The organism is Rhizobacter sp. P2_H3 (assembly GCF_056403355.1).
The window spans coordinates 16,190-36,542 of the sequence record NZ_JBFUFQ010000039.1; the positions used below are offsets into that span (position 1 = coordinate 16,190).

Below are 20,353 nucleotides of genomic sequence, written 5' to 3' on the forward strand. Positions count from 1 at the left end.
GGATCATGCACTCTCGAAAAGCCGGGTCAGCACGAACTCGCGGTGGCCCAATGCCTCGGCCGCGGTCAGCCGGCCATTGGCGGTGCGCAGCATCGATTCGAGCAGCTGGTCGCCCGCCTGGTCGAGCGTGATCTCGCGCTGCAGCAGCCCCGAGGTGTCGACGTCGATGTGCTCGCCCATCAGCCGCACGGTGCGCGGGTTCGCGCAGATCTTGATCACCGGCACGATCGGGTTGCCGATCACGTTGCCCTGGCCGGTCGGGAAGAAGTGCACCGCGAAGCCCGACGCCGCGCACAGCGTCACCATCTCGGCCGCGGCCGACGACGAATCCATGAACCACAGGCCCGGGTGGGTCGGGATCTCGGCCTTGTCGATCACGCCGTCGACGGTGCAGGTTTTCCCGATCTTCTGGATGTTGCCGAGCGCCTTCTCCTCGATCGTCGTCAGCCCGCCGGCGATGTTGCCCTTGGTCGGCTGGCTGTCGGAGAGGTCGCTGGTCTTGTGGCGGTYGATCATGTCCTGGTAGCGGTTGAACATGAACATGAAGCGCTCGCGCACCGTGTCATTCGCGCAGCGCGCCGCGACGATCTGCTCGCCGCCGGTGATCTCGGAGGTCTCGCCGAAGCACAGCGTGCTGCCCAGCGGGTGCAGTTTGTCGAACGCGTTGCCCACCGTCGGGTTCGCACCGCAGCCCGAGGTGGTGTCGGATTCGCCGCACTTGGTGGAGACCCACAGCTCGCTGATGGCGCAGGCCTCGCGCTGTTTCTCGCTCGCCCACTGCACGTACTCGCGGGCGGCGCGCGAGGCGCGCAGGATGGTGTCGTGGTCGCCGTGGCCCTCGATGCCGAAGCCGATGACCGGCTTGCCGGTGGCGGCGATGCCGTCGACGACCTTCTTGGTCCAGCCGTCCTCGATGCCGATCACGACGACCGCCGCGACGTTCGGGTTGCAGCCGGCACCGATCAGCGTGCGGAAGTGCAGGTCGAGGTCGGCGCCGAACTGCAGCCGGCCGTACGGGTGCGGGATCGCCATCGTGCCCTTGATGTTGTGGGCGACGGCCTCGGCCGCGGCGTTGGACAGGTCGTCCAGCGGCAGGATGATCACGTGGTTGCGCACGCCGACGCGGCCGTTCTCGCGGCGGTAGCCGAGGAAAGTGGTGTTCTTCGAAATGACTGCCATGGTGGATCCCGTTACCAACGCTTGGTCTTGATGTTCTGGACGTGGGCGTGCTCGCCCGCCTTGATCGGCGCGACCACCTTGCCCATGTCGATGCCGTACTTCAGCACCGTGTCGCCGACGGCCATGTCGCGCAGCGCGACCTTGTGGCCGATCGGGATGTCCTGCCGCGCGACCAGCTCGGTCATGCGGTCCTCGTCCATGATCCAACCGGCCAGCGGCATGCCGGCCTTGACGCCCTCGACCACCACCACCGCGACGCTGTCGTGGGCGTCGTGCAACACGAAATGAATCATCCGGAAACTCCTGCCGCGCAACAGCGGCTGCCTGCAACGATGGCGGCGAATATCGGCCGGCGTTTCCCGGCTGTCAAACCAGTCATCCATATGACTTGGTTGACCTGGACCTTTGGCCCGTAGAATCGCGGCATGCCGACCGCGCCCGTGCCAGCCCGTCCGCACTTCGAGGCCATCGCCCCGGAGTCGGCCGGCATGCCGCTGTACCGCGTCGTGAAGCGCGCGCTGCTGCAGTCGATCGAGGCCGGCACCTGGGCGCCGGGGCAGACGCTGCCGAGCGAGACCGAGCTGGCGCTCGCGTTCGGCGTGTCGATCGGCACGCTGCGCAAGGCGGTCGACGAGCTGTCGGCCGAGCACATCCTGGTGCGGCGCCAGGGCCGGGGCACCTTCGTCGCGACGCACTCGGCCGACCGCTTCCTGTTCCAGTTCTTCCACGTCGAGCGCGCCGACGGGCTGCGCGAGGCGCCCTCCGTCGAGCTGGTGTCGTTCGACCGCACGAAGCTCGACGAACCGGTGGCCGAGGCACTGGGGCTGCGCGCCGGCGACGCGGCTTTCCAGTTCGAGAACCGGCTCGCGCTGCAGGGCCGCGCGGTCATCCTCGACCGGCTGACGCTGCCGGCCGGCCTCTTCAAGGGCCTGACCGAGAAACGGCTGCGCGAGCGGCCGAGCACGCTGTACCAGCTGTACCAGAACGAGTTCGGCATCACCGTCGTGCATGCGCGCGAACGCGCCCGCGCCGCGGCGGCCGACCGCCATGTGGGGCGGCTGCTCGGCATCGCGGCCGGGCTGCCGGTGATGCAGGTGCACCGCGTCGCGCTGACCTTCGGCGACAAGCCGGTGGAGCACCGCGAATCGACCATCAACACCGCCCAGCACGACTACGTGAGCCTGTTGTCCCGGAAGGATGCTGCCCGATGACCGCGATGACCGAACCTCTCGACCTGCTCGCCGCCTACCGGGTGGCCGAACGCGCGGCGCGCGCGGCCGGCGCCCACCTGCAGGCCTCGCGCTCGCGGCTGAACGCGGTGGCGCTGATGCGCAAGCAGCCGGGCGACCTGGCCAGCGAGATCGACCACGAGGCCGAGCAGCTGATCCACGACGTCGTGCGCCGCGCCTACCCGGGCCATGCCTTCCTCGGCGAGGAGACCGGGCGGCAAGGTGCGAGTACGCCAGGCGAGCCAGGCGATGGCGACCCGCCGCTGTGGGTCGTCGACCCGCTGGACGGCACCGCCAACTACCTGCGCGGCTACCCGCAGTACGCGGTGTCGGTTGCGCTGGTGGTGGGCGGCGAGCCGGTGCTGGGGACGATCTTCGACCCCTGCCGCAACGAGTTCTTCGCGGCGATCCGCGGGCGCGGCGCGCGGCTGAACGGCGCGGCGCTGCAGTGCGCCGACCGGGCCCGGCCGATCGACGCTCTGGCTTCGACGGTGTTCCCGAAGCCCACGTCGCCGCGCATGGCGAGCTACCTGGGCGAGTTCGGCCGCGTGCTGCGCAGCTTCGGCGGCGTGCGGCGCTCCGGCTCGATGGCGCTGGAACTGGCCTACCTGGCGGCGGGCAGGATCGACGCGTTCTGGGAGCACGACATGGGCGCCTGGGATGCCGCCGCCGGCATCGTGCTGCTGCGCGAGGCGGGGGCCGGGATCGAGGCGCGCGACGGGCGGCCGCTGCTCGAGAGCCGCTCGCTCGCCGCCAGCACCCCGGCGATGCGCGAGGCCTTCGCGGCCGTGCTCTCGCAGGCCGGATGATTCACGCCCGAAATTCACACCCCGAGCGGCGTTAAGCTGCGCCCCATGGACAAGCGAACCGACCTCACCGCCCGCAATTTTCCGTCAGCCCGCCAGGAGGCCGACAAGCCCCAGGCCCCGGCCGGCCGCTACGACGGCCCCGAGAGCGCCTACCGGCTGGCGTTCACCGACACCACCTTCCTGCTGCGCGAGGAACTGCGCCCGGTGCGCATGCAGCTGGAGCTGCTGAAACCCGAGCTGGTGCAGACCGAGCAGGGCATCGAGTCGACGATCGTGATCTTCGGCAGTGCGCGCATCGTGTCGCCGGATGTCGCGCAGCGCCTGCTGGGCGACGCGCAGGCCGCGGGCGATGCCACGGCGCTGCGCATCGCCGAACGGCATGTGGCGATGTCGCGCTTCTACGATGAAGCGCGCAAGTTCGCCGAGATCGTCACGCTGAGGTCGAAGACGCTCGCCACGCCGATCTACGTCGTGACCGGCGGCGGCCCCGGCATCATGGAGGCGGGCAACCGCGGCGCCTACGAGGTCGGCGGCAAGAGCATCGGGCTGAACATCGTGCTGCCGCACGAGCAGGCGCCGAACCCCTACATCACGCCGGAGCTGTGCTTCCAGTTCCACTACTTCGGCATGCGCAAGATGCACTTCCTGATGCGCAGCATCGGGCTGGTGTGCTTCCCCGGCGGCTTCGGCACGCTCGACGAGATGTTCGAGGCGCTGACGCTGATCCAGACCGGCAAGTGCCGGCGCCGGCCGATCCTGCTGTTCGGGCGCGAGTTCTGGACGCAGCTGATCAACTTCGAGCTGCTGGTGCAGACCGGCATGATCAGCGAGGTCGACCTGCAGCTGTTCCGCTTCGTCGAGACGGCGGAAGAGGCGTGGAGCGTGCTGGAGGCCGAGTACGGGATGGCGCTGGCCGAGGTCGATCCTGATGACAAGAACCACTTTGCGACCGACCTCTGAAGAGACCCGAGACATGAGCAAACAGATCAGCATCATCGGCGCGCCGACCGACATCGGCGCCGGCACGCGCGGCTCGAGCATGGGCCCGGAGGCCTTGCGCGTGGCCAACATCGTGCCGGTGCTCGAAGGCCACGGGCTGGAGGTGGCCGACCGCGGCAACCTGGCCGGCCCGTCGAACCCGTGGTTGCCGCCGGTCGACGGCTACCGCCACCTGCACGAGGTGGTGGCCTGGAACCAGGCGGTGCACACCGCGGTGCATGCCGAGCTGGTGCTGGGGCGGCTGCCCATATTGCTGGGCGGCGACCACTGCCTGGGGCTGGGGTCGATCAGCGCGGTGTCGCGGCACTGCCGCGAGACGGGCAAGAAGCTGCRCATCCTGTGGCTCGATGCGCATGCCGATTTCAACACCAACATCCTGACGCCGAGCGGCAACCTGCACGGCATGCCGGTGGCGTGCCTGTGCGGGCACGGCCCGAAGGAGCTGATCGAGATCGGCGGGCACGTGCCGGCGATCAACCCGAAGTGGATCCGCCAGATCGGCATCCGCAGCGTCGACGAGGGCGAGAAGCGCTTCGTGCACGAGATGGACCTGGAAGTCTTCGACATGCGCTACATCGACGAGATGGGGATGCGGCATGCGATGGAGCTGGCGCTGGCGACGCTGGACGCGAACACGCACCTGCACGTGAGCTTCGACGTGGACTTCCTCGACCCCGACGTGGCGCCCGGCGTGGGCACCACGGTGCGCGGCGGGCCGACCTACCGCGAAGCGCAGTTGTGCATGGAGATGATCGCCGACACCGGCCGGCTCGGCTCGCTCGACGTGATGGAGCTGAACCCGGCGCTGGACGTGCGCAACCGGACCGCGGAGGTGGCGGTGGATCTGATCGAGTCGTTGTTCGGGAAGAGTACGTTGATGAGGAAGTAAGAGCGTACCGCCGCCTCGTTCACAGGGAACCGACGGACCGGCGCTGTTACTCAACCTGCAAGATGCTGCAGCGATGTCACCTGCAGCCATAGAAAAGCTTGCAGGAGACACCATGACGACCGAGATTCGCCTGTGGCGAAGGCACTTCATCGAGTTGACGGAATCGCTCTATCGCCTGCGCGGGCAGACGCCGCCACCCGTCGGCGACGCGTTCGAAAGAGGCTGGCAGACAACGCTGCAATGGCACGGTGTCGGGTTCCGGCTGCTGCATGACGATCCTGACGACGCGATCGGCCGGTTTGCCCTGCAGTGCGCCTTCTGCACAGTCCCCCAGGAAGCACCGGCCGATGAGCTGATGCGCGCAGCGCTGGAGATGAACCACGTCCTGGCACGGCAAGCCGCCGGCATGTTCGTGTTCGACACCGACACGCGGGAACTGATCTACAGCCTCCTGTCGCCCTTGCAAGGTGCCACAGCGTCGGGCGTGCTCGGAACGATGGAGGGCCTGATCCCCTTGGTCGCTCACTGGCGGGCCACGATGCCTCGGGTGATGTGCCATTGATGGACGAGACCGGAGCCATCAGCATGCACAACGCCGTGTCCACCCCATCGGACTACCCGATGCCCCTGCTGACAGTCGACATCACCTTGCAAGGGGAGTCGTTGACACTGACTCGCGTCACCGGTGTCCGCGCCTGCGATCAACTGGTCATCGAGTGCCGGATGGGGGCTGTTCCACCGGGGCATGAAGCGCGGCTGTACGAGCGGTTGCTTCATCTGAATTTCCAATTCTGCACGCTGCAAGGCAGCGGCTTCAGCATCCACCCCGACACGGCGGAAGTCACCTGCGCCGAAACGCACGACCTCGACACCGCAAACGCTGAGCGGCTGTACGCCCGCGCGGTACGCCTCGCGGTTGCCGTCCGAAAGTGGCGCCCGTTCCTGTTCGGCGAAGAAGCCCGTTGATTCAGCGGGCGAGTCCCGATTCCGACGGCGCTCGTCCTCTCCGAAATCTGAGTTCCTACGCACCATGCTCTATTGCTTGAAATCCCGGCACGTCTCGCCTGACAACAGCATCAGCAATGCCGGCAACGATGTCGAGAACGAGACGAGTTCGATAGACGGGCAGATGGAATCCGGATCGCGCCCAAAGGGAAAAGCGTTCTCAGTGAATACGAATGTTCAATCGACATTGACCGGTGGCGACACTTCGCGCGAAGGTATCGAGGCAACTATCAAGGCGCTTGACAACGCCATCCAGGCCGAACGGACGACTTGGCGCAAGAGTTTCAAGCACGGCTCGGAATTCAAGAAGCTGATGAAGGACTACCACCGCGGCTATCAGCAACTGCGCGAGGACCGGCAATCCGGCCGGACCAATCAACACGACATTGAAAGGCGTGCAACCGCACTTGGCACCCTACTCGCACAAGCCTACGGATTGGCCACCAAAGACGATTGGACTGACGAAACAAAGCGTCGATGCAAGAACATGGGCGATGCTTATGTCGACCCGTCGGTGTTCGTCAATGACCTCAGCAGCGGGCTCCTGATTGCAAAGACCCTCCTGGGGTTGGTTCTCGACATCGCTGCGGTGGCAGCGCCCACTCATGCGGTTGCATTGAAGACCGCGAAGGCCAGCTTCAACATTGCCTATGCAGTCCTCCAGTCGTTCGTCACCTGCTGCGTAGGGATCGTGGGGAGTGGCACGAATCAAAGCAAGGTCGTACAGGAAACGGCCTTTGTCGCACCCCGGTTCATGCCCGATCAACCCACCACCAGTTACAAGGACTGGAAGGGCAAGGATGCGCCCCCTCCTTCGATGGCTCATGTCAAACGGGATCTCAAGCTCGTCAAGAAAGTCATCGCGGCAAGCCTGGCCAAGGCAAGCCAAACCGGGAACGATGCCGTCGAGACCATGAAGGAGAAGCTGGACAGGCGAAAGGCGCGCACCGAGCGATTGATCGGGCAGATGACGAGGAAGAACAATGACGGGACAGCCTCGCAACTGACGGGCCCCGAAAAACTGAAGCGGCAAAGACTCATCGACCATCGCGACTTGATCGAGGACTTGCTGAAGACTCTGGCCCCAGTCGAAGAACGGTCGAATGAAGAACAGTCGAGCGATAGCGACCCCCCCGCCCCGTCAGAGGTACATGAAGATCTGCGGGCGCACCGGACTCGGTTGATCGACGAACTGGCGGTCGGAGATCGGATGACACGAGCGAACGTTCAGCACCACGTCGGCGATGGGAAGTGGGTGCGCAGCATGCTGAACATGTGCAACGGCCTTGCCTCGGTCATCAAGGCCGGCCATGAAATCGCCTCGAACGCGAGCGGCTACGACGCCGGCAAGATCACCGCAAGCGTCGTTTCGATGGCATTGAGCCTCACCCAAGTGTTGTTCTATCGATCCACGCAGGGATCCGCGTCCGGAAAGGACCATTGCAACAAGATTGCCAGCTTGTTTGCGTTGATCAGCCAGACCGAGCTTGGCAACCTCAGTGCGGAGGGGAGCAACAAGATCGATTGCAAGAAACTGGACAAGCTGGTGGTCGGCCCGTTCATGACGCGAATGAAAACAATGAGCAAGGTCCTGAAGTTCCGCAGCAGTGTTTTCATGTCGGTCATCATCGGCCACATCAAGAGCGCTGATGCGCTCAAATACATTCCCGACAGGCCCGACGGGGGGCGAAGCATTCCCTTGACGTATGAGGGACTCCAGAGTGAGTTCAATGCCATCATCAAGGAAAAGGAAGCCAAGGAAAAGGAAGCCAAGGAAACGGCGAACAGCAGCGGCGAAGCAAAGGCCTCCAGCAGCGATGACTCCAGCGACCAAGGCCCCATCGCGAAGACAACGGGCGCCATCGATGATTTCGTCCGCCACGCGCTGGCCGAGGTCCACGCGGCACAGGCCACGAAAGACACGGTCGATCGGCTGCTGAAACAACTGGGTAAAACTGATCTCGCGGCCAAGTACGCTGAAGAGGGGAACCTGCAGGCACTCCATGAGAAAGATCTATTGCATCCTCACGTCATGAGCGAGCTCATCGGATCTCTCAGTCACGCGCGGTTCCTGTATGACGACAAAGCCTGTGACGAGGAGGAGCACGCCAGGTGGTTCGACGAACGCCTCACTCGATTGGGTGCCGAAACCGAAATCAACCTTCGCACGGGAAATGGCCCGCAGATTGCGAGCAAGGGCGGCGTTGCGTTTGCCAACGGCGCGGGAGGCAATGGCAGCTTCTTCGCGATCAAGGCGGGGATCACCGTTGCGTCGAGCACGACCCAGCTGATTGCCGGCTTCGACAACCCATGCTCCGACTGGATCGATCTCGTCGGCAGCCTGTTCTCCTGTGTCGGTCCCGTCTGTGGCTCGACCTCCGGCTATACCTACAGGAACACGAAGCTGAAGAACGACATGCGCGCTGCCTACAAGGCAGCCGGCGTGGTCGTGCCGCCCAACAGCGGAATCCAGAAGAAAGGGGAACGAGATTTCATGCCGGTGTTCAGCCTGTCATCCATGCGACAGCGAGCCGAGGACTTCGACACCCTCATACCACCCTACATCGACGCGAACGACCTGCCTCCGCCTTTCGATTACGAGTGTGAAACCTCGGTCCTTGGGGAGATGTGGGACCAGGCGGTGAAGCCCGTGCCGTTGTTTTCAACAAAGCTCCTGCGGAAATGGGCAAGCCCTCCGACTCGGAAGCCGGGCGAGCYGGATCCCGATCCCATGGCGACCCTCCGCAAGGCGGGGCTGGTCTCGACCCAGGAAGACTCTTCAAGCGGCAGCGAGTCGACCACTCTCGATGGTCTATCGGAGCGTGATTTCGCACCCAGCAAGGATCCCGACCGCACGGGCAATGAGTCATTCGTCGGCAACCAGGGCACACGGAAACTCAACCGCAAGGCCGATGGCGGCCAGCCTGCGCGCAACGATAGAAGCGAGGATTCATCCCCTCGCAAAAGGAATGCACAGAACGACAAGCGCAAGGTCAACGGTGGCAACAAGACATTGAGTGAATATTCGGAAGGATTGGAAGCCATGAACATCTTCCGCTGATTTCAGCCCCCGATCGCAGGCACTCCCACGACCCGCGTCAGCGCATCCACGGCGGAGCGGTTCACCCCCCGACCCTCCCCACCCACCTCCATCCACCCCGCCTCCACCATGTCCAACTGATGCACCCCCCGGTACACCGCGAAATACAGGCTGACCCCGAGCACGCCGAACTCCGCCGCACTGGCCTGTTCGCTCAGCGGCACGCGCAGCACCGGCACGCCGCCGAACGTGAAGGTCTCGATCGCGGCACCGCCCAGCGGCTGCAGCGTCGAGCTGTCGCGGAAGATCACGCCGCCCTGGCCGTCGAAGCCCATCTCCACCGCACTCGCATCCAGCCCGCGCAGCGCGCGCCATGAACCGCTGCCGTCCGGCTGCACCTGGCGCAGCGCGATGAACTGGTCGAGGCTCGCGAGCGTCATCCCGAACGGCTCGCCCTCCTCGCGCACATGCGCGTACCCGCCGGCGCGCCACTGCACGCGGGCATGGTGCCGGTAGCGCTGCGCGCCGTCGGGCCAGGTGCCGCTCACCGCCACGTCGGCACTGCCGCCCACGTCGTCGCGCGCGATCGCGCGGCCCGCCAGGTCTTCCACGTCGCGCAACTCGGCCGCGATCGCGACACCGCTGCGCAGCTGCAGCACGCGCCCCGCGTCCAGCCGCTGCGCGAGCGTCCCTTGCGGATCGCCCTCCAGCCAGCCCGCCGTCTCATCGAGAAAATCCGATCGCTCGCTGATCGGCGCATAGCCCTGAAACGCGGTGTCGACCGCCGGATCGAAGCTCCAGCGGCGTCGCGACGCCAGCATCTCGCCCGCCACCGGCCCGGCCACCAGGTTCGTCGCGGTCGCCGTGTACACCGTGCCATCGCGGCCCAGGTCGGCCGACAGCTCGAACACCCCCGCCCCCGCCTGCGCGTTGAACCACGCGTCCGACGGCCGGTGCAGCATCGCCATCAGCCCACGCGTCTGCTGGCCGAACCAGGCCATCGCCTGCTCGCGCACCAACATGGCCTCGTCGCGATGCAATCCGTCGGCGGCCGCGATGTAGTCGTCATCGAGCGCCAGGTCGACCAAGCCCGCCCCGCGCCGCACGACGGCCTCGGCCTCCTCGCGCGCCACACCGCCCCACACCAGCTGCTCGACGCGCGTGCGCACCGGCGTGAAGAGGTACTCCGTGCGGCCCGCCTCGTACGGCCGCGCCAGCAGCACATGCTCGTCGCCCACCGGCGCGCCGGTCGATGCATCGATCGTCGACGCCGGCACCTGCGCCACCAGCCGCGCAGTCACCAGCAAGGCCGCCTGCGCCGCGTCCAGCACCAGCGTGTAGCCACCCTGCGCATCGGTCACGGCCACCCGCTCGTCGCCATCGCACTGCAGATCGTCGTTCGCATCGACGCACACCCGCGCGCCCTGCAGCAGGCCGCGCATCACCTTGCCGGTCAAGGTGAGCCCGCTCGGTGCCGGCGGCCCCGGGTCCGGCGTGGCCGGGGCTTCGCCGCCGCCGCCGCAAGCGCTCAACACGCAGGCCGCCGCCACGCTGCACGCGGCCACGACACCACCCCGCGCGAAGCGCCTGATCGTCCTGCTCATCGACGCTCCCTGTTGAACTGGCGCGGATGGTAGGGCGGCGATGTCATCGATTGGCCTTGTATGACGGCAAACGATGTAACGGTCAGTGCGCGATCACCTCGCAGCGTCCATGCATCCTACGAAAGACCCGCGGCTCGACCGCGCCGGGCTGCGCGAACAGCCCGCGCCGCGCGGCCTTCGCCTGCGCTTCGAGTGCGCCGTATCGCCCACCGTCCTGGCCACCCTTGCGCCGCCGGAAATGGTCGCTCCACGCATGCCCGTGCGCCACCATCCAGGCCGCCACGTCGTCACCATCGACAGCCACGCGGGCGATGCTGCGGTGGTAGCGGTCCTGCGCCACCGTCGCGAACTGCACGCGCCGGTGCAGCACACGGCGCGCCAGTGCCTCGGTCGCCTGCGGGCCCCAGGCCTGGCAGTGCTCCGGCGCATCGATGCCTTGCAGGCGCAGCTTCTTCGGCTTCGCCCTGGGCGACGCGCCATCGACCCGCACCCACAGCGTGTCGCCATCGGTCACGTGGGTCACGACGCCGCTGGCCGCCTGTACCGGCCCGGCCGCCAGCAGCGCGGCCAGGCACACCCCACCCAACCACCTCATCCGCCGAAGATCCCGCGCACCAGCCACCAGACGAACGCGCCGAACAACAGCAGCCACACCAGGACCACCAGCAGCGCACCCCACCACCAGCGCGGCAGCTTCTCGCGCGTGCGCTCGGCCTCGACCAGCAGCGCCTGCCACAGCGGATCGGGCGTCATCTTGCGCACCAGCGCAACGCCCAGCGGGATGATCAGCAGGTCGTCCAGCTGCCCGAGCACCGGGATGAAATCCGGGATCAGGTCGATCGGGCTCACCGCATAGGCGATCACCGCCACCGCGACGAGCTTCGCGCCGCGCGGCGCCTGCGGGTGCTTGAACAGCTTCCACAGCGCGATCAGGTAGGTCGCCAGCCGGGCGGTGTTGGCCGCGCGCAGCAGCCGGGATTTGCGCAACATCATCGTGGGTCCTGGGGACGGGGGGCGGCCGCACGCTCCATGTCCTTGAGCATGCGGGCCAGCCGGTCGTTGAGCTTCTCGGTGCTGAGTTTCTCTCGAAAGCGCTCCACCATCAGCGGCAGCGCGAACGGGCTGGGCACCTCGAGCTCGACGAACGCGATGCGCTGCCCCCGCATGCGCTCCAAGCTGGCGGCGAGCCGCCGGATATCAAGCTCCTGGCTCAGCACCTCGGTCTGCGCCTGCCCGAGCAGCCGGTTGCCGGCGTCGTACTTGCGGAACACCTCGTAGAACAGCGTGCTCGACGCCTGCAGCTGGCGCGCGCTCTTCGGCTGCCCCGGGTAGCCGCTGAAGACCAGCCCCGCCACGCGCGCGATCTCGCGAAACCGCCGCCGCGCCAGCTCGCTGGAGTTCAGGCTCGCGAGCACGTCGTCGAGCAGGGTGTCGTCGCCGAAAAGTTCACCATCCAGCAAGGGCCGCGGGTCGATCGGCAGCGCGCTCAGCAACTCCAGCCCATAGTCGTTGATCGAGATGCTGAAGGTGTTGGGCGCGTCGCGCGCGAGCCGCCAGGCCAGCAGGCTCGCGAGGCCGATGTGCACGTTGCGCCCGCCGAACGGGTACATGAACAGGTGCTGCCCCTCGCGCGAGCGGATGCGCTCCACCAGCAGCGTGCCCGGCGTCGGCAGCCGCGAGAGCCGCTGTTGCGCCTGCAGCATCGGCTGCGCGGCCTGCAGCTCCGGCGCGTCGAAATCGCCGGCGTCGACCGCGGCCAGCACCTCCAGCACCGCATCGGCCAGCTCGCTCGACAGCGGCATCTTGCTGCCGTTCCAGTTCGTCACGACGCCCTTGCGGCCCTCGGCGCGCCGCACGTAGGCCGTCATCTCCTGCGTGCGCACGTACTCCAGCGTGCGGCCCGCGAAGACGAAGCAGTCGCCGGCGCGCAGCCGCGCGATGAAGCCCTCCTCCACCGTGCCGATGCGCCCGCCGCTCAGGTACTTCACCTGCATCGCCGAGTCGGCGACGATGGTGCCCACCTGCAGCTTGTGGCGCCGCGCGATGCCGCGGTCGGGCACGCGGTACACGCCGTCGATCGCCTGCACGCGGTGGTATTCCGGGTAGGCCGTGAGGCTCGCGCCGCCCTGCTCGACGAAGGCCAGCGCCCAGTCGAACTCGTCGCGCGCCAGCGCGCGGTAGGCGTGCGCCGTCCGCACCTCGTCGTACAGCGCATCGGCCGTGAAGCCGCCGCCGAGCGCCACCGTCACCAGGTGCTGCACCAGCACGTCGAACGGCTTGTCGGGCGTCGCACGCTTCTCGATGCGGCCCTGCTGCGCGGCGCGCCGCGCGGCCACCGCCTCCACCAGCTCCAGCGTGTTGGTGGGCACGAGCGTGATGCGGCTCGGCCGCCCCGGCGCATGGCCGCTGCGGCCGGCACGCTGCAGCAGCCGCGCGATGCCCTTGGCCGAGCCGACCTGCAGGACGCGCTCCACCGGCAGGAAGTCGACGCCCAGGTCCAGCGACGAGGTCGCGACCACCGCCTTCAGCCGCCCCTCCTTCAGCCCCAGCTCCACCCACTCGCGCACGGCAGGATCCAGCGAGCCGTGGTGCAGCGCGACGCTGCCGGCCCATTCCGGCCGCTGTTCCAGCAGCATCTGGTACCAGGCGTCGGCCTGCGAGCGCATGTTGACGAACACCAGCGTCGTGCCGGATCGCTCGATCTCGTCGACCACCGGCTGCTGCATCTGCTTGCCGAGGTGGCCACCCCACGAGAAGCGGCCGGGCTCGTGCGGCAGCAGCGTGTCGATCAGCAGCGTCTTGTCGAGGCTGCCTTGCACCTTCGTACCGGGTGTGTCCCCGAGCAGCACGCGCATCGCGTCGTCCAGGTTGCCGAGCGTCGCGCTCAGGCCCCAGGTCGCGAGCCCCGGGTTCCAGCGCTTCAGGCGCGCCAGCGCCAGCTGCACCTGCACGCCGCGCTTGTTGCCCATCAGCTCGTGCCATTCGTCGACGATCACGGTGTGCACGGCGGCGAGTTCGTCGCGCGCGGCTTCGCGGGTCAGCATCAGGCTCAGCGATTCGGGCGTCGTCACGAGCACGCTCGGAAAGCGCCGGTCCTGCCGCGCGCGCTCGGCCGACGGCGTGTCGCCGGTGCGCAGGCCGAGGCTCCATCCGCTGCCCAGCTCGGTCAGCGGCACCTGCAGCGCCCGCGCCGAATCGGCGGCCAGCGCGCGCATCGGGGTGATCCACAGCACGCCGAGCGGTGGCGGCTGCAGCGCCAGCGGGTCGATGCCGCGGCGCGCCGCATTCGCGAGCGCACCGAACCACACCGCATAGGTCTTGCCGGCGCCGGTGGTGGCGTGCAGCAGGCCGCTGCGGCCGTCGGCCAGCGCGGCCCAGACCTCGCGCTGGAACGCGAACGGCTTCCAGCCGCGTTGCGCGAACCAGCGCGCGCCGAGCCCGGGCTCGCGTTGCAACTCGCTCCCCTTCGCGCGGCGGTTCATTCCGCCTGCGGGTCCCGCGAGCGCAGCGCCAGCGCCACCCGCGACACCCGCCCGTCCACCATCTCGCCCACCTCGAAGTGCGCGCCATGCCATTCGACGCCGTCGCCTGCGCCGTGGCCGCGCGCGAGGTTGTCGGTCAACCAGTCGCCGAGCGACGGCCCGGCGTTGTGCGGCACCGGCAGCTGGAAGAACGCGAACACCTCGGCCAGCGGCAGGTTGGCATCGAGCCAGAGCCGGCCCTGCACCGCGCGCTCGGTGTCCGGCGGCAGCGCCGGCGGCTCGACGACACCGAGCCGGTGCGCCACCCAGCGCAGCGAGACGCCCTGCATCAGCAGCGACGCCAGCACCACGCCGAACGCGACGTTGAAGAAGCGGTAGCTGTCGGGCACGCGCGCCATCAGCGGGAACAGCGCCAGCACGATCGGCACCGCGCCGCGCAACCCCACCCAGCCGATGAACAGGCTCTGCGCCGCCGGGAAGCGCAGCGGCGCGAGGCACAGCCACACCGCCAGCGGCCGCGCGACGAACAGCAGCGCCGCCACCACCGCGACGATCGGCACCGCCATGTCGAGCATCTGCCGCGGCGACACCAGCAGCCCGAGCAGCACGAACAGGCTCGCCTGCGCGGCCCACGCGAAGCCGTCGAGCGCCGACGACCCAGCGTGCGCCGCCGCCTCGGCGCGCGCACGCACCTGCAGGCCGAACAGGTAGACCGCGAGGAAACCCGAGCCCTCGACCAGCCCCGCCGCGGCGAACACCGCCAGCCCGCCCGACAGCACGATCAGCGCCAGCAGCCCGCTGTGCTCGACGGTCAGCGTCAGCCGGTTCAGCAGCCACGCGACGCCCCAGCCGCCGGCCAGCCCGATCGCGAGACCGAAGCCGGCTTGCGTCGCGAGCAGCAGCAAGAGCTCGCCCGGCCCGGCGTTCGAGCGGATCACGGCCGTCATCGCGAGCGTCAGGAACACCGCCATCGGGTCGTTCAGGCCCGACTCCATCTCGAGCGTCGAGGACACCCGCTCCGGCAGCTGGATGCCGGCATGGCGCAGCAGCGAGAACACCGCCGCCGCATCGGTCGACGCGACGATCGCGCCGAGCAGGAAGCCGTAGCGCCAGTCGACCTGCAGCACCGCCATCGCGACCGCGCCAACCATCAGCGCCGTCAGCACGACGCCGAGCGTCGCGAGCCACAGGGCAGGCTTCAGGCCGGCGCGCACGCTGGCCATCGGCGTGCTGATGCCGCCTTCGAGCAGGATCACCGCCAGCGCGGCATTGCCGACCCAGGCCGTCATCTGCGTGTCGTCGAAGCGCAGGCCGCCCGGGCCGTCGACGCCGATCAGCATGCCCGCGGCGAGGAACACCAGCAGGAACGACAGGCCGAGCCGCGCCGAGAACACCCCCGCGAGCAGGCTGACGAACATCAACAGCCCGCTCGCCAGCAGCAGGAGGTGGAAGGCGTGCATCCGTGGACGTTAGCAGAGGGGCCTCGACCCGAGGCACACTGGCGGGCTGATTTCGCTGCAGTCCTTCGCCTACACCATGAGCCAATCCCTTGCCCTCGACACCGCCGTCTTCACGCTGAGCAACGCCGCCGGCCTGTCCATCCAGGTGATGGACCACGGCGCCACCTGGGTGTCCTGCAGCGTGCCGCTGCCCGGCGCCGCGCCGCGCGAGGTGCTGCTGGGCTGCGCCCGCCTGGACGACTACCGCCGCCAGACCGGCTACCTCGGTGCCACCATCGGCCGCTATGCCAACCGCATCGGCGGTGCGCGCTTTCCGCTCGACGGGCGCGAGGTCAAGGTGGCCGCGAACGAAGGCGTCAACCAGTTGCACGGCGGGCCGGTCGGTTTCGACAAGCGGCTGTGGACGCTGGTCTCGCACGCGCCGACCGAACTGGTGCTGTCGCTCGTCAGCGAAGACGGCGACCAGGGCTACCCCGGCCGCATGGAGACGACGGTGCGCTACCGGCTCGGCGACGACCTGAGCGTGCTGGTCGAGCTCGCCGCCACCGTCAGCGCGCCGTGCCCGGTCAACCTGACCAACCACGCGTACTTCAACCTCGACGGCGATGCACCCGATGGCGACATCCGCGCGCACCGGCTGCGCATCGCGGCGCAGCAGTTCCTGCCGGTCGACGCCGGATCGATCCCGACCGGCGAGCGGCGCGACGTGGCCGGCACCGCCTTCGACTTCCGCACACCGCGCCCGATCGGCGAGGCGCTGATGCACGACGAGCAGCAGAAGCTGACGCGCGGCTACGACCACTCGTACTGGCTCGATGCCGGCTGCGCCGACGGCCGCACGCCGGCCGCCGAGGTGGTGGCGGGCGATGGCCGGGTGGCGCTCGCGCTGCACACGCGGCTTCCGGCGCTGCAGGTCTACAGCGGCAACTACCTGCCCGGCACGCCGACCCGCGTGGCCGGTGCCACGTATGCGCAGCACGCCGGCTTCGCGCTCGAGCCGCAGTACTCGCCCGACACGCCGAACCACCCGGAGTGGCCGGGCTGCGTGCTGCGGCCGGGCGAGCGTTTCGAGCAGGCGCTGCGCTACGTGTTCACGGTGCGCTGAAAAGAAACGATACACGGCGATACCGCCGCGATAACACGCCGGGCGCGGCAGCGACGACGATGCAGGCCATGTTCACACCACGACCTGCAGGAGGAATCTTCATGCGCCCCTGGCTCAAACGCACCCTGATCGGCGTCTTCGGCGCCTCGGCCCTGTTCGGCGGCTTCGCCGCCTGGTCGCAGCACCCGCACGGCTTCGGCCGCTGGGAATCGATGAGCGAGGCCGATGTCGCCCGCTTCAAGGCCCGCGCGATCGAGCATGCGGCACGCCGGCTCGACCTCGACGCCGCGCAGCAGGCCCGCCTGGGCGTGCTGATCGACACGCTGCAGCAGCAGCGCCAGGCGCTGCGCGGCAACGCCGACCCGCGCGCGGAGTTCCGCTCGCTGATGGGCGACGGCACCTTCGACCGCTGGCATGCGCAGGACCTGATCAACAGCAAGCTCGCGAGCGTGCGCGACGGCAGCCCGAAGCTGGTGGCGGCAGTCGGCGATTTCTACGACAGCCTGCGGCCGGAGCAGCAGCGGCAGGTGCGGGATTTCCTCCAGCAACGCCACGGGCCGTGGAGTTGAAGCACCGTCCCGGATTGGCATCCGGGCTACGACAATCCGCGCCATGCCCCGCATCCTGCTGATCGACGACGACGCGCACCTGGCGCCGCCGCTGCGCGCGTATTTCAGCCGCTTCGACCTCGACCTCGATGCCGCCACGCGGCCGAGCGAGGGCCTGCGGCTGCTGCGCGGCGACGGCTACGACCTCGCGATCCTCGACGTGATGCTGCCCGAGATGGACGGCTTCCAGCTGTGCCGCGAGATCCGCCGCTTCAGCGACGTGCCGATCCTGATGCTCACCGCGCGCGGCGACGTCATGGACCGCGTGGTCGGCATCGAGCTCGGTGCCGACGACTACCTGCCCAAGCCCTTCGAGCCGCGCGAGCTGCTGGTGCGGCTGCAGGCCATCCTGCGCCGCACGCGGCCGGTCTCGCTGCGCCTGGGCGTCGCGACCGTGCTGTCGTTCGACGGCCTGCAGATCGACCTCGAACGCCGCGAGGCGCGCCGCGACGGCCTGGCCGTCGAGCTGACCAGCATGGAGTTCGAGCTGCTCGCGCTGCTGGCGAAGATGCCGGGCAAGGTGTTCTCGCGCGAGGAGATCCTCGAGCAGCTGCGCGGCCAGTCCGCCGACGACCTCGTCACCCGCGCGGTCGACATCCTCGTGAGCCGGTTGCGCAAGAAGCTCGAACCGCTGGACTGCATCAAGACGCTGCGCAATGCGGGCTACCGCTTCGCGGCCGGCCGCACCGGGAACCGCGCCCCGTGAACCGCTGGTCCCGGCCCTGGCACCAGGCCCGCCAGCGTGTGAAGCACTCGCTGAAATGGAAGCTGGTGCGGCTGTTCCTGCTGCTGGCCATCGGCACCACCGTGATCTTCCTGGTCGGCATGAAGGAGGTGGTGCGCCTGGGCTGGCAGGGCTGGGGCCGGCCGCTGCTGTCCGACTACGTCACGCTGCTGGCCGCCGACATCGGCACGCCCCCCGACATCGAGCGCGCCAAGGCGCTGGTCGCGCGGCTGCCGATCTCGCTGCACATCGACGGGCCGCAGGTGCAGTGGGATTCGCACCCGCAGCGCTCGGCCCCGTGGCAGCGCATCCCGTCGCCCGGCAACCCGGAAGGCATGGTGCACATCCGCACGCTGGCCGACGGCCACCGGCTGGTGTTCGGCCTCGCGCCGCCCGGCCCGGCCTCGCACCCGAAGTGGGTCGGCTGGGGCACGCTGACGCTGCTGCTGGTGATCACCTGGCTGGCGTTCTCCCATGTGCGGCGGCTGATGCGCCCGCTCGACGACATCCGCGCCGGCGCGATCCGCTTCGGGCGCGGCGAGTTCGACGAGCCGATCCCGGTGCGGCGCGACGACGAGCTCGGCGAGCTGGCCCGCCAGGTCAACACGATGGCCACCGAGATCCGCGCGATGCTCGACGCCAAGCGCGGCCTGCTGCTGTCCATCAGCCACGAGCTGCGCTCGCCGCTGACGCGGGCGCGGGTGAATGCCGAGCTGGTCGACGACAGCCCGGAGCGCACCGCGCTACTGCGCGACCTAGCCGAGATGCGCGACCTGGTCAGCGACCTGCTGGAGAGCGAGCGCCTGGCGTCCGGCCATGCCGCGCTGCAGCGCGAGCCGACCGACCTGAATGCGCTGGTCGCCGACACGCTGGCGACACATTTCGCGGGCCAGGCGGTCGGGCAGCAGCTGGCGCCGGGGCTGCCGATGCTGGCGCTCGACCGCATGCGGCTGCGGCTGCTGCTGCGCAACGCGGTCGACAACGCGCTGCGCCACGCGGCCGACGCGCCGCGGCCGCCGGTCGTCACCACCCGGCTCGGGGATGACGGCAGCGTGACGCTCGCGGTGCGCGACAACGGCCCCGGCGTGCCGCCGGAGCAGCTGGCGCAGCTCAGCCAGGCCTTCTACCGGCTCGACCGCTCGCGCCAGCGCGCCACCGGCGGCGTCGGCCTCGGGCTGTACCTGTGCCGGCTGGTCGCGCAGGCGCACGGCAGCGCGCTGCAGATCCGCGCGGCCGAACCGGGGCTGGAGGTGTCGGTCCGGTTCGACGCCAACCCCCTGGACGCGGGGGCATGAAGGGGCCCGAACGGGGTATGAACGGGGCCGGAACGTGAAGAAGTGACTTTCGGCAGATGTGGAGGGCTGCCCTCCTTTCTAGAGTGCACCCCATCGTCACTGTCTGCCGTCCCGCACCTCCATGAACGCCCTCCCCGTCGAAGAACTGCTGTCGCCGCTCTCCGACGACGCGCCGTGCGGGCCGGACCTGGAGTACGACCCGGCATTCCTCGCACTGGAAGAAGCCTCGCGCGGCAAGCCCGAGCAGCAGTTCGGCGACACCGTGATCCCGGCCGAACAACCCGACTGGCGCGCCGTCTTCGAGCAGGCCCGGGCGCTGGCCGAACGCACCCGCGACCTGCGCGTGGCCGTGCTGCTGGCCCGCGCCGGCGCCCGCCAGCACGGCGTGACGGCCTATGCGGGCGCGTTGGCGCTGATCGCCGGCCTGCTGGAACGCCACTGGGAGCATGCCTACCCGCTGCTCGACGCCGACGACAACAACGACCCGACGATGCGCCTGAATGCGCTGGCGCCGCTGGTCGACCCCACGTTCGGCCTGGCCGACCTGCGCCACGCCCCGGTGGGCGGCGGCCGCTCGCAGCTGACCGTGCGCCAGATCGAACTCGCCGCCGGCAAGGCCCAGCCCGGCAGCAGCGAATCCGTGCCCAGCCCCGAAGGCGTGCAGCAGGCCCTGAAGGCCGCCGAGGCGCAGACCCCCGGCACGCTGGCCGCGCTGCAGCAGACCGGCGACGAGATGGCCCGCATCGAAGCGGTGCTGATCGACAAGGTCGGCGGCAGCCAGGGCCCCGAGCTGCGCCCGCTGCGGGTGCTCGCGCAATGCCTGGCGAGCGCTGCGGCGCAGGCYGTGGCCGCCGAGGGCGAAGCCGCCGCCGGATCGGCAGATGCGGCCGGCGGCGATGGCGCTGCGGCCGCCACGGGCGGCAGC

Annotated in this window: 19 protein-coding genes; 12 read left to right on the forward strand and 7 right to left on the reverse strand. The window is 68.9% G+C overall.

The window, feature by feature from the left end; all coding sequences use genetic code 11:
* Positions 1 to 3: 3 nt before the first annotated feature.
* Both AC1D1T_RS10510 and AC1D1T_RS10515 read right to left on the reverse strand, forming a co-directional pair.
* A complete protein-coding gene (locus tag AC1D1T_RS10510) occupies positions 4 to 1,179 on the reverse strand; it encodes a UxaA family hydrolase (RefSeq protein ID WP_477991852.1) in 1,176 nt (391 codons plus the stop codon).
* A gap of 11 nt (positions 1,180 to 1,190) precedes the next feature.
* A complete protein-coding gene (locus AC1D1T_RS10515; RefSeq protein ID WP_047503134.1) occupies positions 1,191 to 1,472 on the reverse strand; it encodes a UxaA family hydrolase in 282 nt (93 codons plus the stop codon).
* A 132-nt stretch (positions 1,473 to 1,604) separates the two neighbouring features.
* On the opposite strand from AC1D1T_RS10515, the gene AC1D1T_RS10520 reads away from it, so the two are divergent.
* The 7 genes from AC1D1T_RS10520 (at position 1,605) to AC1D1T_RS10550 (ending at position 9,171) form a co-directional block, all read left to right on the forward strand.
* Positions 1,605 to 2,390: a GntR family transcriptional regulator gene (locus tag AC1D1T_RS10520; RefSeq protein ID WP_477991853.1), complete on the forward strand. Its 786-nt coding sequence runs from the start codon at positions 1,605 to 1,607 to the stop codon at positions 2,388 to 2,390.
* A complete protein-coding gene (locus AC1D1T_RS10525) occupies positions 2,387 to 3,217 on the forward strand; it encodes an inositol monophosphatase family protein (protein WP_477824999.1) in 831 nt (276 codons plus the stop codon). The genes AC1D1T_RS10520 and AC1D1T_RS10525 overlap by 4 nt, the downstream gene beginning before the upstream one ends.
* A 45-nt stretch (positions 3,218 to 3,262) precedes the next feature.
* Positions 3,263 to 4,177, forward strand: coding sequence for an LOG family protein (locus AC1D1T_RS10530; RefSeq protein ID WP_477840257.1), 915 nt, complete (start codon positions 3,263 to 3,265; stop codon positions 4,175 to 4,177).
* Between the two features lie 13 nt (positions 4,178 to 4,190).
* On the forward strand, positions 4,191 to 5,105 hold the full coding sequence (rocF, locus tag AC1D1T_RS10535; RefSeq protein WP_477991854.1) for an arginase: 915 nt from the start codon (positions 4,191 to 4,193) through the stop codon (positions 5,103 to 5,105).
* Between the two features lie 112 nt (positions 5,106 to 5,217).
* Positions 5,218 to 5,667 (forward strand): type III secretion system chaperone family protein, encoded by a 450-nt coding sequence (locus AC1D1T_RS10540; RefSeq protein ID WP_477840253.1) that lies wholly within the window; start codon positions 5,218 to 5,220, stop codon positions 5,665 to 5,667.
* Positions 5,668 to 5,726: 59 nt separating this feature from the next.
* Positions 5,727 to 6,071, forward strand: a complete 345-nt coding sequence (locus AC1D1T_RS10545) for a CesT family type III secretion system chaperone (RefSeq protein WP_477991855.1) — start codon at positions 5,727 to 5,729, stop codon at positions 6,069 to 6,071.
* Positions 6,072 to 6,135: 64 nt separating this feature from the next.
* Positions 6,136 to 9,171 (forward strand): hypothetical protein, encoded by a 3,036-nt coding sequence (locus tag AC1D1T_RS10550; RefSeq protein WP_477991856.1) that lies wholly within the window; start codon positions 6,136 to 6,138, stop codon positions 9,169 to 9,171.
* 2 nt (positions 9,172 to 9,173) lie between these two features.
* On the opposite strand, the gene AC1D1T_RS10555 is transcribed toward AC1D1T_RS10550, so the two are convergent.
* From AC1D1T_RS10555 to AC1D1T_RS10575, 5 genes are all read right to left on the reverse strand, one after another.
* Positions 9,174 to 10,754, reverse strand: a complete 1,581-nt coding sequence (locus AC1D1T_RS10555; protein ID WP_477991857.1) for a hypothetical protein — start codon at positions 10,752 to 10,754, stop codon at positions 9,174 to 9,176.
* Between the two features lie 82 nt (positions 10,755 to 10,836).
* Positions 10,837 to 11,349, reverse strand: a complete 513-nt coding sequence (locus AC1D1T_RS10560) for a thermonuclease family protein (protein ID WP_477826482.1) — start codon at positions 11,347 to 11,349, stop codon at positions 10,837 to 10,839.
* On the reverse strand, positions 11,346 to 11,747 hold the full coding sequence (locus AC1D1T_RS10565) for a YkvA family protein (protein WP_477864941.1): 402 nt from the start codon (positions 11,745 to 11,747) through the stop codon (positions 11,346 to 11,348). Before AC1D1T_RS10565 ends, AC1D1T_RS10560 begins: the two co-directional genes overlap by 4 nt.
* Positions 11,744 to 14,236: a ligase-associated DNA damage response DEXH box helicase gene (locus AC1D1T_RS10570; RefSeq protein ID WP_477826484.1), complete on the reverse strand. Its 2,493-nt coding sequence runs from the start codon at positions 14,234 to 14,236 to the stop codon at positions 11,744 to 11,746. Before AC1D1T_RS10570 ends, AC1D1T_RS10565 begins: the two co-directional genes overlap by 4 nt.
* Positions 14,233 to 15,696 (reverse strand): potassium/proton antiporter, encoded by a 1,464-nt coding sequence (locus tag AC1D1T_RS10575; protein ID WP_477991858.1) that lies wholly within the window; start codon positions 15,694 to 15,696, stop codon positions 14,233 to 14,235. Before AC1D1T_RS10575 ends, AC1D1T_RS10570 begins: the two co-directional genes overlap by 4 nt.
* A gap of 76 nt (positions 15,697 to 15,772) precedes the next feature.
* Here AC1D1T_RS10575 and AC1D1T_RS10580 point away from each other — a divergent pair, with 76 nt between their 5' ends.
* The 5 genes from AC1D1T_RS10580 to tssA form a co-directional block, all read left to right on the forward strand.
* Entirely contained in the window at positions 15,773 to 16,801 is a 1,029-nt protein-coding gene (locus AC1D1T_RS10580) for a galactose-1-epimerase (RefSeq protein WP_477825313.1), read from the forward strand.
* Positions 16,802 to 16,902: 101 nt separating this feature from the next.
* Positions 16,903 to 17,370 (forward strand): Spy/CpxP family protein refolding chaperone, encoded by a 468-nt coding sequence (locus tag AC1D1T_RS10585; protein ID WP_465113831.1) that lies wholly within the window; start codon positions 16,903 to 16,905, stop codon positions 17,368 to 17,370.
* Positions 17,371 to 17,413: 43 nt separating this feature from the next.
* Complete coding sequence (locus tag AC1D1T_RS10590; protein WP_047503156.1) at positions 17,414 to 18,115, forward strand: response regulator transcription factor; 702 nt, start codon at positions 17,414 to 17,416, stop codon at positions 18,113 to 18,115.
* Entirely contained in the window at positions 18,112 to 19,428 is a 1,317-nt protein-coding gene (locus tag AC1D1T_RS10595) for a sensor histidine kinase (protein WP_477825311.1), read from the forward strand. Before AC1D1T_RS10590 ends, AC1D1T_RS10595 begins: the two co-directional genes overlap by 4 nt.
* A gap of 121 nt (positions 19,429 to 19,549) precedes the next feature.
* A partial coding sequence (gene tssA / locus AC1D1T_RS10600; protein WP_477991859.1) for a type VI secretion system protein TssA occupies positions 19,550 to 20,353 on the forward strand: 804 nt, incomplete at its 3' end.